Source organism: Thermococcus thermotolerans, from assembly GCF_024707485.1.
Taxonomy (GTDB): Archaea; Methanobacteriota_B; Thermococci; order Thermococcales; family Thermococcaceae; genus Thermococcus; species Thermococcus thermotolerans.
Window position 1 is genome coordinate 803,993 of record NZ_CP102602.1, and the last position, 13,529, is coordinate 817,521.

At 54.1% G+C, this 13,529-nt stretch carries 11 protein-coding genes; 8 read left to right on the forward strand and 3 right to left on the reverse strand.

The genetic code is table 11. The features are described from left to right. Positions 1 to 3: 3 nt before the first annotated feature. Genes NUS69_RS04675 through speB form a run of 3 tightly spaced genes read left to right on the forward strand, consistent with a single transcriptional unit; the run spans position 4 to position 3,860 of the window. The gene (locus tag NUS69_RS04675; protein WP_258084639.1) at positions 4 to 708 is read left to right on the forward strand and encodes an HAD family hydrolase; all 705 of its coding nucleotides are present in this window, start codon (positions 4 to 6) and stop codon (positions 706 to 708) included. Beyond that, positions 705 to 2,948: a glycoside hydrolase family 65 protein gene (locus tag NUS69_RS04680; RefSeq protein ID WP_258084640.1), complete on the forward strand. Its 2,244-nt coding sequence runs from the start codon at positions 705 to 707 to the stop codon at positions 2,946 to 2,948. The genes NUS69_RS04675 and NUS69_RS04680 overlap by 4 nt, the downstream gene beginning before the upstream one ends. A gap of 51 nt (positions 2,949 to 2,999) precedes the next feature. After that, complete coding sequence (speB, locus tag NUS69_RS04685) at positions 3,000 to 3,860, forward strand: agmatinase (RefSeq protein ID WP_258084952.1); 861 nt, start codon at positions 3,000 to 3,002, stop codon at positions 3,858 to 3,860. A gap of 50 nt (positions 3,861 to 3,910) precedes the next feature. Here the strand turns inward: speB and NUS69_RS04690 are convergent, their stop codons facing one another. Beyond that, positions 3,911 to 5,242 carry a cation:proton antiporter gene (locus NUS69_RS04690; RefSeq protein ID WP_258084641.1) on the reverse strand — a complete coding sequence of 444 codons (1,332 nt, stop codon included), beginning with the start codon at positions 5,240 to 5,242 and terminating at the stop codon, positions 3,911 to 3,913. A gap of 204 nt (positions 5,243 to 5,446) precedes the next feature. On the opposite strand from NUS69_RS04690, the gene NUS69_RS04695 reads away from it, so the two are divergent. The 3 genes from NUS69_RS04695 (at position 5,447) to NUS69_RS04705 (ending at position 8,958) form a co-directional block, all read left to right on the forward strand. Beyond that, on the forward strand, positions 5,447 to 5,941 hold the full coding sequence (locus NUS69_RS04695; protein WP_258084953.1) for a CBS domain-containing protein: 495 nt from the start codon (positions 5,447 to 5,449) through the stop codon (positions 5,939 to 5,941). Then, positions 5,929 to 7,248: a cation:proton antiporter gene (locus NUS69_RS04700; protein ID WP_258084642.1), complete on the forward strand. Its 1,320-nt coding sequence runs from the start codon at positions 5,929 to 5,931 to the stop codon at positions 7,246 to 7,248. Before NUS69_RS04695 ends, NUS69_RS04700 begins: the two co-directional genes overlap by 13 nt. 102 nt (positions 7,249 to 7,350) lie before the next feature. Then, positions 7,351 to 8,958 (forward strand): NosD domain-containing protein, encoded by a 1,608-nt coding sequence (locus NUS69_RS04705; RefSeq protein WP_258084643.1) that lies wholly within the window; start codon positions 7,351 to 7,353, stop codon positions 8,956 to 8,958. A 9-nt stretch (positions 8,959 to 8,967) separates the two neighbouring features. On the opposite strand, the gene NUS69_RS04710 is transcribed toward NUS69_RS04705, so the two are convergent. Beyond that, the gene (locus NUS69_RS04710; protein WP_258084644.1) at positions 8,968 to 9,438 is read right to left on the reverse strand and encodes a hypothetical protein; all 471 of its coding nucleotides are present in this window, start codon (positions 9,436 to 9,438) and stop codon (positions 8,968 to 8,970) included. A 75-nt stretch (positions 9,439 to 9,513) separates the two neighbouring features. Here NUS69_RS04710 and NUS69_RS04715 point away from each other — a divergent pair, with 75 nt between their 5' ends. Both NUS69_RS04715 and NUS69_RS04720 read left to right on the forward strand, forming a co-directional pair. Then, positions 9,514 to 11,232 (forward strand): chloride channel protein, encoded by a 1,719-nt coding sequence (locus NUS69_RS04715; protein WP_258084645.1) that lies wholly within the window; start codon positions 9,514 to 9,516, stop codon positions 11,230 to 11,232. 9 nt (positions 11,233 to 11,241) lie between these two features. Next, positions 11,242 to 12,516 (forward strand): TIGR00375 family protein, encoded by a 1,275-nt coding sequence (locus NUS69_RS04720; RefSeq protein WP_258084646.1) that lies wholly within the window; start codon positions 11,242 to 11,244, stop codon positions 12,514 to 12,516. On the opposite strand, the gene galT is transcribed toward NUS69_RS04720, so the two are convergent. Next, a complete protein-coding gene (gene galT / locus NUS69_RS04725; protein ID WP_258084954.1) occupies positions 12,509 to 13,492 on the reverse strand; it encodes a galactose-1-phosphate uridylyltransferase in 984 nt (327 codons plus the stop codon). The two genes, NUS69_RS04720 and galT, sit on opposite strands and share 8 nt — an antisense overlap. Positions 13,493 to 13,529 lie beyond the last annotated feature (37 nt).

Consider the following 13,529-nt stretch of genomic DNA (forward strand, 5'->3'; position numbering starts at 1 on the left):
CCAATGGTCAGGATAGCACTGATATGGGACTTCGACGGAGTCCTCGTTTACACGCCCCACGAGGAAGCCTGGCGAAAGGCCGCAGAGATATATGGGGCTGAAATCGATCACGAGTTCTACGTGAGGTACGTCTCAGGAAAGCCGCGCTACGAGGGTGCGCACAACATACTGGAGCTGACGGGTATCTACGAGCGCCACGGCGCGGACACCGAGGAAAAGAGGAAAAAACTCCTCACGGAGTTCGCCGAGTTCAAGAACAGAATGGTCAACGAGATGTTTGACCGGGGAGAGTACGAGGTTAACCGGGGGGCAATAGAGTTCCTGATGAGGGCAAGGGGAAGGGGAATACCAAACGCCCTGGCTTCTGCCTCAAAGAACGCCCCGAAGCTAGCGGCCAAGGTCAGGGTGGGAGAGAAGAGGCTGATAGACTTCTTTGACGTCAACGTCAGCGGCATGGCACCCAGCAAGAAGGAGGTATTCCAGCTGGCTAGGAAAAAGCTCATGGAGATGTTCCCGGGGGTGGAGTCGTTTTTCGTCGTTGAGGATGCCCCCGCAGGCGTGAAAGCCGCCAAGGAGCTCGGAATGCTTGTTTTGGGATACGAAAGAGAGGCGGAGCTTGAGGGGGCAGATCTGAGGTTCAGGGACTTTGGGGAGGTCTCCATCGAGCTGCTGGTGAGGCTGAGCGAAGGCAAGGAGGGAGATCGATGAAATTCCGGTTCAGGCTTTCCCGGTATTCACCCGAGGAGGAGGCAGTCTACGGGACGATACTGACCCTGGGAAACGGGCATCTCGGAGTTCGGGGCGAGGTTGAGCTTGAGCCAACTATATACGGCACGACCATAGCCGGTGTTTATGATGATGCCCCTTACTTTTACCGCGAAATCGTCAACGCCCCCAGGGTCGTGGGTCTGCAGCTGATGTTCAACGGTGAGCCCCTGAATCTGAGCACCCACAAAATTCTGCGCTACGAGAGGGAGCTGGACATAGAAAAAGGAACCCTAAAAACGTGGGTGGAGCTCGAAGCCAAAAAGGGAGCCAGAATTAACTACGAGAGCACGCGGATAGTGCATGGAAAAAGAAAAAACCTCGTTATTGTGAGGTTCAGGTTCAGGGCCAGTCAGGACGGCCTCCTCACGATACTGAACCCGATAGAACTCGACACGGCCAATCCGTCCTACAGAGGGGAGATACTCGTCAGGCACTATTCAGTGAAGGAGCTGGACTGCGAGGAGGAGGCGGTGTACGCCCACGTCAGGACGCTGGACGGTAGATACCACGTGGGCATAGCGAGCTCAATTTTCACCCCCTGGAACCACGAGAGAAGCACCGTAAAGAGCACCAAGCTCATAGGGGAAGTCCTGACGCTGAACGTTGAGGGCGGAAAGGAGTACGAGTTTGTAAAATACGTTGTAGTGTCCTCAAGCGGCGGAAGCGACATGAAAAGTGCCGTCCTTGAGGAGCTCAGGGAGAGCAAAAGGACGGGGTTTGAGGGGCTGTACGAGGAACACGTAGAGTACTGGAAGAAAATCTGGGATAGGGCCCGGGTGGAAATAGAAGGCGACGAAGACGCCGAGAAGGGAGTTGCATTCAGCCTTTTCCATCTGGTGCAGTCACTTCCCCGCGATAGCCGCATCTCCCTAACCGCAAGGGGGATACACGGCTTTGGCTACCGCGGGCACGTCTTCTGGGACACTGAAATCTACGCGCTCCCCTTCTTCATGGCAACGATGCCGGAGGAAGCCCGCAGAATGCTCGTTTACAGGTACAACAACCTCAACGCGGCCCGGGAAAATGCAAGGCTTAACGGCTACGAGGGCGCGCAGTTCCCATGGGAATCGGCCGACGACGGCAGGGAAGCAACGCCTCCCCTCGTGCCGCTGGACATGAGGGGGGAGAGGACGGTCAGGATATACACCGGTGAGGAGGAGCATCACATAACGGCCGACATAGCCTACACCGTTGACCTATACTACCGCCTTACGGGGGATGAGGAGTTCATAATCCGCCACGGCCTTGAGATTATCCTGGAAACGGCGCGCTTCTGGGCGAGCCGGGTGAGGTACGACGATAAGAAAGGCTACGTGATAGAGAAGGTGATCGGACCGGACGAGTACCACGAGCACGTTAACAACAGCTTCTTCACCAACCTGATGGCCAAGCACAACCTGCTCCTCGGGGTCTCGTATTTCAGAAAAGGTCTCGGGAAGAGCGGGTGGAAGGAGGTCATCGAAAGAGTCGGGGTGACCGAAAGGGAAGTCCAGAGATGGCTTGAGATAGCCGAGGGGCTTTACCTCCCACCGCAGAGGGATGACGGGGTTTACGAGGAGTTCGACGGGTATTTTGCACTGATGGACTACACGGTTGACCCCTACGGCCTGGGCGAGGGAAGACTGCCGGAGGAGATAAGGGAAAACCTCGGAAAAACAAAGCTCATCAAGCAGGCGGACGTTATAGCCGCCCAGTACCTCCTGAAGGACTGGTTTGATATGGATACCATCAGGAGGAACTTCGAGTACTACATCGTCAGAACCACCCACGCGTCCTCACTTTCAATGCCCACCTACGCCATAGTCGCATCGTGGCTCGGAAACATGGAGCTCGCGTACGACTACTTCATGAAATGCGCCTACATAGACCTGAAGAACATCTACGGAAACACCGCGGACGGATTCCATCTGGCAACCGCCGGCGGCCTGTGGCAGATACTCTTCAGGGGCTTTTGCGGTGTTGATTTCAAGGGAGACACCCTGAAGGTCAACCCGAACCTCCCGGAAAAATGGAAGTCGGTGAGGCTGAGGTTCTTCTTCAGAGGCTCGTGGCTTGAGCTGGGGGTAAAGCACGGCGAAGTCCACATAAAGATGCTGGAGGGCACGAAACCGATAGGTGTGGAAGCCTTCGGAAGTGAGGCGGTTCTTCAGCCGGGGGAAGAGGTCGTACTCCGGCCTTAACCCCCACAAAGGTTTTTAATCGTGCCCTCGGAAATCTCCCCGGTGGGAGAGATGGAGTTCCTATACACATACGAGACGCTCAAGCTTGAATTTCCGCTTTCCGAGCCTGAAGAAGCAAAGTTCGTAATTCTCGGCGTCCCCTTCGACGGGACGACTAGTTTTAAGCCCGGGGCGAGGTTCGGGCCAACCCTGATCAGGCACGCCACCCTCAACCTTGAGAGCTACATCCTCGACTATGACGTTGACCTAGCCGAACTCCCCATAGCGGACATAGGGGACATTGCCGTCGTCGCCGGCGACCCCCGAAAGACCGCGGACAGGGTCAGAGAGACCCTTGAGGAGCTTAAACGCATAAACCCCAACGCCCTGCCGATACTCCTCGGTGGAGAACACTCACAGACCCTTGGGGCCGTTGAAGCGCTTAGGCCGGCCAGCTACGTCGTCTTTGATGCACACCTCGACCTCAGGGACAGCTACGAGGACAACCCATACAACCACGCCTGCGTGGCGAGAAGGATAGGGGAGCTGGGGGTAAGGGAAGCGATGTTCGGAATACGAAGCGGGACAAGGGAGGAGGTAGTCTACGCAGAAGAGAACGGAATCCCGTGGGTGCACGCTAGGGATTACGACTTTGATGCTTTTGTTGAACTTGTGAAGCCCCTCCCGGAGCCGGTGTACCTCTCGGTTGACATAGACGTCTTTGATCTTTCGCTCGTCCCCTCAACCGGAACCCCTGAGGCAGGAGGCCTGGGCTTCTGGGAAGTCGTGGAAGCCATGGAGTGGCTCGTGGAAAACAAGAATGTAGCGGGCTTCGACATAATGGAGGTTGGGGGGAACGAACTCGGGGACATCACCGCCCTGACCGCCGCAAAGCTTCTCTTCCACTTCATGGGAGCGAAGGGCAGCCTCTGACAATCATTTTATTTCGAGACTTACAACGAATTGAAATTGAAAAAGAGAAATTAGGAAGCTTTCAGCTCGTGTTTCATCTTCTCGTAGCTCTCCATCCTGTCCTGCACGGTCTCGGTTCTCAGCAACTTTGCCCTGAGGAAGGGGAGCCACAGTGTCTCAGTTATAACGGAGGCAAGGACAACTATGACCGTGGTGGCCAGGATCACATCGCCCCAGTAAACGCTGAGCTCTCCACCCGGGTACTTCATTGCGAGAGACAGGGGGAGCGCCGCCAGAGCGGAAGGAACTATGCCCCTGGGCCCTTCGAGGGCTATGAAGAGGTATTCCCTTGGGTTCCACCATTTAAGGAGGGGCAGCGATGCAAGGGGCCTTGCAACCACCATGATAAAGAAGGCCACGAGTACACCCTTCAGGACGTTTCCGGTCAGGAGGTCGAGGTTCAGGCTGGCCCCGAGGAGCACGAAGATAAACACTGTGGCTATCGCTGCGAGGCTCTCGTTGAACTCGACCTCCTTTTCCACGGCCCTAAGAACTCTGTCCATGATTGCCGGGTTCTCCCTTTTTCCGATTATCTTGTAGTTTCCGAGCACTATTCCAGTGACCGTTGCAACGAGATATCCTGAAGCCTGAAGGGACTCCCCAAGGAAGAAACCGGTGAAGGCTAGGAGAAGAGAGAATATCTCTATCTCCGGAAACTCGAATATCGCCGTCTTCTTGATGAACCAGTAGCCGAACATTCCAAGAACGAAGCCGACCGCGATGGACACCACAACTTCGTAAAGGAAGTACAGAACTGCCCCACCGTAGAGGCCAGCAACGGAGCTCAGTGAGGCAAAGATGCCACCGCTGGCCTGGGGAACGAACATCGCTATCGCAACGGTTGTCAGGACTATGCCGAGCGGGTCGTTGAATATGGACTCGGTTACTATGGTCGTCTCGATATCCTGCTTTACCCTGTGCTGACGGAAAAGGGGTATCAGCGTCGCCGGGTCGGTGGCGCTTATTATGGCGCCGAAAAGAAAGCCGACCAGAAAAGGAGCATCAAAGACCCACGAGAAGAACCATGCGGAGAGAAGAGCCGTTATGAGAAGTCCAGCCGTGTCGAGAGTCACTATCGTGCTCATGTTCCGTTTTAGCATCCTCCAGCTTAGGTTGTGTCCCTCCGTAAAGAGTATCATCACCAGGCCAAATACCCTGACGTAGTCAAAGAGCTCATGAGCAACCTCCCTCGGCATCCACACGGTTATCGGGCCAAGAACCATTCCGAATACTATGAAGAGCGGAACGTAAGATATGTTAAACCGTCTGCTAAGAAGCATTGAAATTATACCCGCACCGAGTACCGCTATGAGCACCCTCGCTATAACATCCGTTGGCACCATTGGAACATCCTCCGTCCTTTGGCCGGGGTTCTATGGGAAATATTTAAACGTTTGGTTTATTTAAACCCGACTGCAGAGGTTTTGGCGGGATTCCTCTCCGCTATCCTTCAATTGGTACAATGTTCTAAACGTTTCTCCGATGTCCCGCTAAGCCCACAAAGTCTTAAATAGAACTTTTTTCATTTTTCAGAAATGGTGGTTGTCATGGAAGTCGAGTCCGCCCTTGAAAGCTTTCATTCACTAAAACTAACCCACATCATGCCCCGGTTCGAGACGATGCCCGTGGTCACGGCGGATGCCGACCTCCTCAGCGTCCTCAAGATACTGAGGAGCAGGCACCATGTCTGGGTCGTTGAGGGCAGGGAAAACATGAAGCTCGTGGGCGTCATTAGGTACATCGACGTCATAGACGTCCTTCTTCCCCCCGAGGCGCACAAGTTCAAACTGGGTATGACCAGCAAGATAATGCGCTCTATGCTCGGAGGTGCCACCAAGGCTGAAGACGTCGCCGAGCGACACGTGCTCACTATAGACAAAGATGCCACGGTTCTCGATGCCCTGATGAAGATGCGCAAGTACAGGATACAGGTGCTGGCCGTCGTGGAGGACGGAAAACTGGTGGGTGAGGTGAGTCTTCGCATACTGATAGATGAACTGCTGAGGCTGCTCCGGGTAGGTGGGGCACAATGGAAACAGTGACCTGGCTTTTGTTTGCCATAGGAATATCCCTGATCCTGGCGAAGATAGGGGACAGCATAATAGAGAGACTTGAGCTACCGGGAGTCCTTGGAGAACTCCTCATGGGAATGCTCCTCGGAAACCTCGTCTATTTCGGGATAGTCGCCCCCCAGTACCTTCCGATAGTCAGCGGAGAGGGCTTTACCACGGATTTAACCGTTGTTTCCAACTTTCTGGCCAAGCTGGGTATAATCTTCCTGCTGTTCCTCGGTGCCCTCGACGCTGACATAGAGCAGCTGAAGAAAACCGGGCTTACCGCAACGGTCTCCACGCTCCTTGGGGTCTTTGTACCGCTCCTCATAGGCTGGTTTGCCCTCATGGAGATGGGATACCCGAGCAGGGAGGCCTTTGCCGGAGGTGTTCTGCTCACAGCAACGAGCATAGGGATAACAGTCCGCGTCATGATGGATTTGGGCGTTCTCAAGAGCGAGGTCGGGGCGGCTTCGCTCAGCGCAAGCGTTATGGACGATTTTCTCGGAATAGCGCTCGTCATATTCGCCGTCGGCAGCGGCAGTCTTATCGAGCTGAGTGCAAAAATAGTCGCCTTCTTTGTGATAACCGGCGTCATCTGGTGGTTCCTCGTTGAGTATTATATAAAATTCGCCGAGAGGCTTCACGTGGAAAAGGGCATACTGGGGACAGTTCTCGGCATGATGTTTCTCTTCGCGGCCCTGGCTGAGGGCTGGTTTGCAGCAGCAATAGAGGGCGCGTTCATGATGGGTCTCGTGCTCTCAAAGCTCCCAGAAGGGAAGCGCATTATGGAGGACGTAAAGGCAATAGGCTACGGTCTGCTCATACCGTTCTTCTTCGTCCACACGGGGGCGATGTTGAATCTCACGGTGTTTGAGAACGCGAAGGCACTCGTTCTGGCGGCAGTCCTGACGGTCATAGCGGTTTTTGGAAAGGTCTTTGGAAGAGGAATCGGGGCATGGATAACTGCATGGGGCAGGGGAAGGGAGTTCCTGTTCACCAGGGAGAACTTCTGGATGTCCCTCCAGATGGGCATCGGCTCGGTCCCGAGGACTGAAGTGGCCCTCGTTGACCTCATGGTGGCAATCCACGGCGGCGCGATAAGCCCAGAGCATGCCCCCGAGTTCATAGCGGCAACGCTGATATTCATAACTGTCTCGGTGCTGATAACACCGCCGCTACTCAAATGGGCGTTCAGGCACGAAATAGAAACAGCCAGAAGCGCAAAGGCCGCCCGGAAAGTCGAGAGGATAGAGAGCACGAAGAAGAGGATAAAAGAACTGAAGGGGGCTCAGTAATTCACCTCCCACTTTTCCTTGTACTTTAGCAATATTTTTGGCGTTTATTGGAAAACATTTATACGCTCTTCTGGATATAGTTAAACACAGCGGTGGAGCTTTATGGGAGCAAAGCTCGGGATTGCGATCATGATGGTGGTTCTGGTTTTGCTATCTCCTCCAAACTTTTTAGGAAAGGGTTCCGCAGATACTGTTACATGGATTCCCGTGAACTCATGCACCATCATAAACCAATCCGGATATTACATCCTCACCGACGACATAACCGAGAGCGAGAGTATGGTATGCATTCTGATAACCGCTAGCAACGTTGTTTTTGACGGCATGGGGCACAGAGTTGGTGGGTTGGGGAACTACCACACGATAGGAGTCTATGCTCAAGGTTCAGAAGCCTTGGTCAACGTCACCGTCAGAAACTTAGTGGTCTTTGAATGGTTTTACGGGATATACTACAAAAACGTCAGGACGGGGGAAATCGGAAACAACACCGTAACATCGACCTACGGCAGTGGGGTATTCCTGTGGGACTCCACCGAAGTGGTGGTGAGAGACAACACCGTGGACTCAAACTACGGCCCGGGGGTATTTCTCCACAATTCCAGCCATTGCATCGTGGCAAACAACAGTGCCAGCTTCAATTACAAGGGGGTAGCCCTCAGCGACACGAGCGACTTTAACGTCGTTTCGGGAAACAACGCAAGTTCCAACACCAACAAAGGCATCTCCATAGAGGATTCAGGCAACAACACCTTAACACGCAACTATATTAACAAGAATGGATACGTGGGCGTGTTCCTCCAGAGGGCAGGGGGAAATAAAATAGCCGAGAACAAAATAACCTCCAACCGTGATCATGGAATCCAGCTTACTTCAAGTAGGAACAACCTAATCACTGGCAACGAAGTGACACTGAACGGCAGGGACGGAATTTACCTCGAATCCTCCCCCCACAATTTAATCTCGAAGAACAGAGTTGCCGAAAACAGTTTCCGTGGAGTCTCCCTCTGGGGATCCAGCGGGCACAACATGGTGGCCAACAACACGATAATGAGCAACGGGGATGTAGGGATATCAATTGACTCATCCAGCGGAAACACCATTGTTCACAACAACGTGAGCTCCCATGAATACGGGATCATCATAATACTCTCCGAAGACAACTTGATCTACGACAACTACTTCGACAACACGAAGAACGCACAGGCGGACAGGCAAAACCGGTGGAATATGGAGAAGACTGTGGGCACGAACATAATCGGGGGGCCCTGCCTCGGGGGCAACTACTGGAGCGACTATTCCGGCAGGGATACCGATGGAGACGGCTTCGGGGACACCATGTTGCCGTATACTTCCGGGGGAAGCATTCTGAACGGTGGGGACTATCTGCCCCTCGTTCCAGTCTCTGAAAACGCATCCTGCACTCCCGCTACGACCACATCAACGACATCAACGGTTTCTCCTCCCTCCACAACTTCACCCATCACTACTTCATCCACCACCTCCCCCACAAGCACCGTTAGTTCATCAGGCACAACATCATCAACCTCCACCCCGTCAATAACTACTCCAACGACGACTTCAGAAGGAGGTGAGAGCACACCCTCCGGCACCGGTGGGGAGAAAACAACCATATGCGGTCCTGCTTTGCTGTTGGGATTGGCGCCAACACCATTCATCCTTAAGAGGCTGAAAGGAAGAAATAGAGAATAGGGCCAAACCTCAGCCGAAGAAAGCTCCCATAGCACTCATTTCCTCCTCGCTCATGCTTTTTATCCTGAACTCCGGCATCTCGGGAACCAGCCCCTCGTACTCCTCCTTCGTTATCTCCTCAGCCCGCCCATTCTCGACGAGGTAGAATACCCCGTAGTCCTGGTCGCGGTAGGCAACAAGGAATTTCTCAACCTCGATGTCGCCAAAGTCCACGAAGATAACGTTTCCACCGGTGTAGGGGCGCTTGCACTTGAAGGGGAAGCTTGAGGAGTTGAGCATCGCATCTCCAAGGGCCTGGTTGGCCTTCTCCCCGTTTATCTCGGTCCAGAACTTTCTGCCCTCAAAATCGCCCTCAACGACGATAAGGAACCTCTTACCATCGAGCTCAGCGATGGGGGCACCTTTCTCCGCAAGTATCTTAAACAGCTCGCCGATGGTCTCGGCATTCCTTAGGGAAGCGACAAATCCTTCAACCTTCATAGTCCCACCAGAGACCCTTCCGATTGAAGGGTATAAAAGCTTAAGCTTTTTATTTTGGACACCCATTTCCCATTGATGACATCGAAACGCGACTATCTCAAAAAGTGGGGTGTTGTCATCGCTTTTTCCATTCTGGCCGGCCTAGTGGGCGGCTTAGGTGCGATAGTCTTTAGGGTATTCATAGGGGTGGTTCACAGGTTTTTCTTCGAGTGGCTTCTCCCGATCGTTTCTTACAACGTGGGGGGCTTTAACATCGGCTACGTTCTCCTACCAACCCTCGGTGCGTTCATAGTTACGTTCTTCGTGATCAAATGTCCTGAAATCAAGGGGAACGGCATTCCGGAAGTTGTAGAGGCGGTCATATTTAAAGGCGGTAATATCCCCGGAAAGTTTGCCGTTCTAAAAACGATAGCCACGGCAATAACCATAGGCTCTGGGGGAAGCGTTGGGCGCGAGGGACCAATAGGCTTCATCGGCGCGGCTTTAACGTCAATACTCGCCCGCTGGTTCAACCTGTCCAAGGAGATGAAAAAGCTCCTCGTCACCTGTGGTCTAGCCGCCGGTATAGCGGGCACCTTCAACACACCCCTAGCAGGAGCGATGTTCGCCCTCGAAGTCGTCTACATGGGCGCTTTCTCGATCAACCTCGTGCCCATATTCATCGCCGCCGTCACCGGCAACGCACTTACCCTCGCCGTCCTCAATAGGGCTGTGGAGATAGATGTTCCAAGCGGGATAGGGCACACTCTCTTTGAGCTCCCACTGTTCTTCCTCCTTGGGCTGTTCCTAGGTATCCTCGCCGCGTTCTATGCCCGGTTCCTTTACCGGATGGTTGACAGGTTTTCAAAGGCCAAAGTGCCAGAAATGATGAAGCCCGCAATAGGCGGTTTTGGTGTTGGCGTTCTCGGAATGCTGTTTCCGGTTTACGGCATATTCGGAATAGGCTACGAAGGCATGAGAATGGCCTTCTACGGGGAGCTGGCGATAGGGCTTCTAATAACTCTCGGGCTGGTCAAAATGCTGGCCACCGCCCTGACCCTTGGCTCGGGACAGAGCGGCGGCGTCTTTGCCCCGAGCCTCTACATAGGAACGATGTTTGGGGCGGCATTTGGCCAGGTCGTAAAGGCATTCCTGCCGGCCCACGCATCTAACCCCTCCGTTTACGCTTTAGCCGGAATGGCGGCCTTTTTCAGCGGCATGACGCAGGCACCCCTCACCCAGATACTCATGGTCACCGAGCTGACGAGGAGCTACGCGGTTCTCCCGCCCGTGATGACTTCCGCAACCATAGGCTTCCTTACGGCGAGGTTCTTCCTCAGGGGAGAGTCCATCTACACCCTCAAGCTCATCAGAAAGGGCTACCACGTAACAACGGGAAAACCGGTCATCCTTGAGACCATCTCCGTTGGAGAGATAATGACCCGCGAGCCGGTCTACGTCACCGAAGACCAGACTCTCTTTGATGTGGAGCACCTGATAGGGGAAACCGGACACGACTGCTTCCCCGTGGTCAACGCGAACATGGAGGTTGTGGGCATAATCGGCATAAAGGACATTCTGAAAAAGTCCCCCAGCGTTAAGAGGATGCAGGTGAAGCGCTTCCTCCGTCGCCCCTACGGAGTAACGTACCCGACTGAAACTGCGGAGGATGCCTTCGAGAAGCTCATGGCCTACGACCAGAACCTCCTGCCCGTTCTGGAAAGCCCGAGGAGCAGAAAGCTCGTTGGTGTCGTCACAAAGAGGGATATATACCGTGCCTACTACCGTGGCCTGGAGGGCATGTATATAGAATGAGGTGATACCATGCGTGTGGATGCCGATCTTCACATACATTCCCGCTACTCTAAGGCAGTCTCAAAATCCATGACGGTTCCAAACCTCGCCGAGAACGCCAGATTCAAGGGCCTTGGAATAGTCGGAACGGGAGACATACTTAATCCGAAGTGGGAAGAGGAACTGTTAAGGTACACCGAGAAGGTTGATGAGGGAACCTACGAGAGGAACGGAATCCGCTTTCTCCTAACCGCTGAAGTTGAGGACAGGCGGAGGGTGCACCACGTCCTGATTTTTCCGAGCATCTCAACCGTCCGGGAGATGAGAGAGGAGCTGAGGGAGTATTCAGGGGATATAGAGGCCGAAGGAAGGCCGAGGGTTAACCTTTCCGCGGCAGAGATAGCCGAGGTAGCGAACGAGCTCGGCGTCCTGATAGGGCCGGCGCATGCATTCACGCCCTGGACGGCCCTTTACAAAGAGTACAACAGCCTCAAGGAGGCATACCAGGGGGCAAAGGTTCATTTTCTTGAGCTCGGCCTCTCAGCCGACAGCGAGATGGCCGACAGGATAAAGGCCCACCACCCGCTGACTTACCTCAGCAACAGCGACGCCCACTCACCGATGCCCCACCGCCTCGGGAGGGAGTTCAACCGCTTTGAGGTCAAAGATGCAACCTTTGAGGAGATACGGAAGGCGATCCTGAAGAGAGGAGGTAGAAAAATCGTCCTCAACGCCGGCCTTGACCCGAGACTGGGCAAGTACCACCTTACCGCCTGCTCCCGCTGTTACGCAAAGTACTCGCCGGAGGAGGCAAGGGCGTTCAGGTGGAAGTGCCCGAAGTGCGGCGGCAGGATAAAGAAGGGCGTTCACGACAGGATCATTGAGCTGGCCGACACTGAGGAGAGGCCAAGGGATAGGCCCCCATACCTCCGCTTGGCGCCACTCGCTGAGATAATCGCAATGGTTATTGGAAAAGGAGTCGAGACAAAGGCTGTAAGGGTTATCTGGGAGCGCTTTTTGAGGGAGTTCGGGAGCGAGATAAGGGTTCTCGTCGATGTCCCGCTTGAGGGTCTGGCGGAGGTCCACGAGGAGGTCGCAAAGGCCATCTGGGCCTACAGGGAGGGCAAACTGATAGTACTTCCAGGAGGCGGAGGAAAATACGGAGAGATAAGACTGCCGGAAGAGATAAGAAATGCCAGAATAGAAGACCTCGAAGCCCTTGAGGTCGAAGTTCCAACGGAGGAATACCGGCCGAAGCAGACGAGCCTCATGAAGTTCCTCGAAGGAAGTCGGAAGGTTAAGTGAAGCACCTTCCCTTTGCCCCGATTCTTTTCACTGCCTTCTTACAGGCCTCTTTTAGCTTTTCTGCATTCTCCTCAGGAATCCCGTCGTAGGTGAAGTCCCAGGTTCCCATTTCTATTCCCGCGGCGTACTTGATTCTGCCGTTTCCCCTCAGGATTGGGTAGAACTCGATGTGGAGGTGGTAGAAGTCGTAGGTTCCCTTGAACGGTGCCTGATAGACCATCATCGTATAAGGCATGTCCCTCGCCAGGACCGTGTTGAGGGTTCCGGTCGCAGTCCTGAGCGCGTCGGCCAAATCCGTGAGCTCTTCCTCCGTCAGCTGGGTGAGCCACTGAAGGTGCCTTTTGGGGTAGATGTGGACTTCAAAGGGCCAGTTCGCGAAGAAGGGCAGGAAGACTGCAAAGCTTCCGTTCTCGTATATCGCCCTCTCACCTTTTAGCTCCTCTCTCAGAATCCTGCAGAAGAGACACTCACCGGTGTGTTTGAAGTATTCCCTGGAGTTCTTGATTTTGAGACGAACCTTGAGCGGTATGAACGGTGTCGCGTAGAGCTGGCCGTGGGGGTGGGTCAGGCTAACACCGATTTCCTCACCCTTGTTCCTGAAGATTGAGAGGTAGGCAACGCTGGGATTTCTCTTCAGTTCTGCGGTTACGTTTTTCCATAATTCAACAACCTTGGTAATGGCATCCAGGGAAAGCCCGTCTAAGTCTCTAACGTCGTGCTCGGGCGTTTCGACTATCACGCTACACTGGCCGAGAGCCCGGGCTTTCCTGTAGAACCCATCGCGCTCTGGCCGAGGGGCATCAAAGGACAGCATAGGGAACCTGTTTGGAAGCAGAAGAACCTCCCACCCGTAGCCGGTCTCCTCTCTCCCTGGACAAAAAGGGCAGAAGTCCCTCGGCCTCCAAGGGCGTTTCTTCCTCACAGCGGAGACCATGACCCACTGACCGGTCAGTGGATTGTACCTAAGCTCCTTCATATCCACCACAAGACTACATTGGGGTCAATGGCATAAA

Coding starts and splice junctions, on each gene's coding strand:
- NUS69_RS04675 (WP_258084639.1), top strand. CDS start 4: ATGGTCAGGATAGCACTGATATGGGACTTCGACGGAGTCCTCGTTTAC.
- NUS69_RS04680 (WP_258084640.1), top strand. CDS start 705: ATGAAATTCCGGTTCAGGCTTTCCCGGTATTCACCCGAGGAGGAGGCA.
- speB (WP_258084952.1), top strand. CDS start 3,000: ATGGAGTTCCTATACACATACGAGACGCTCAAGCTTGAATTTCCGCTT.
- NUS69_RS04690 (WP_258084641.1), bottom strand. CDS start 5,242: ATGGTGCCAACGGATGTTATAGCGAGGGTGCTCATAGCGGTACTCGGT.
- NUS69_RS04695 (WP_258084953.1), top strand. CDS start 5,447: ATGGAAGTCGAGTCCGCCCTTGAAAGCTTTCATTCACTAAAACTAACC.
- NUS69_RS04700 (WP_258084642.1), top strand. CDS start 5,929: ATGGAAACAGTGACCTGGCTTTTGTTTGCCATAGGAATATCCCTGATC.
- NUS69_RS04705 (WP_258084643.1), top strand. CDS start 7,351: ATGGGAGCAAAGCTCGGGATTGCGATCATGATGGTGGTTCTGGTTTTG.
- NUS69_RS04710 (WP_258084644.1), bottom strand. CDS start 9,438: ATGAAGGTTGAAGGATTTGTCGCTTCCCTAAGGAATGCCGAGACCATC.
- NUS69_RS04715 (WP_258084645.1), top strand. CDS start 9,514: ATGACATCGAAACGCGACTATCTCAAAAAGTGGGGTGTTGTCATCGCT.
- NUS69_RS04720 (WP_258084646.1), top strand. CDS start 11,242: ATGCGTGTGGATGCCGATCTTCACATACATTCCCGCTACTCTAAGGCA.
- galT (WP_258084954.1), bottom strand. CDS start 13,492: ATGAAGGAGCTTAGGTACAATCCACTGACCGGTCAGTGGGTCATGGTC.